The following is a 275-nucleotide window of genomic DNA, read 5'->3' as shown; positions in this document are numbered from 1 at the left end:
ATACAACTTCAGATAGTAATGACAAAGCTTCAACAACTGAAGATAATAAAAAAACGACAACTACTAACACTTCAGATAGTTTAGTTAAAACTATCGAAAGTAATGATGTGACTGACAATAAAGTTGATACAAATTCTAATACTTCAAAAGCTGAAGACACAACACAAGAAAATAAAAGTGAATCAGTTGATGAGTCACAATTGACGAAACGTTTAGCAGCTTCAACAGATAAAGAAACAGAAGTAAAAGATTTCTTAACAGATCAACTTTCTGCA

The 275-nt window shown here is 30.5% G+C and carries 1 protein-coding gene; it reads left to right on the top strand.

Annotated features, from left to right (window positions below; translation table 11 throughout):
* Positions 1-275 (top strand): hypothetical protein (locus ACSBRB_RS10685; RefSeq protein ID WP_435032734.1); only part of this gene is annotated, 275 nt, incomplete at both ends.

Origin of the sequence: Staphylococcus auricularis, assembly GCF_051172115.1 — a bacterium.
In the GTDB taxonomy this organism is placed as follows: Bacteria; Bacillota; Bacilli; order Staphylococcales; family Staphylococcaceae; genus Staphylococcus; species Staphylococcus auricularis_A.
This window is presented reverse-complemented; position numbering and strand designations above follow the sequence as displayed.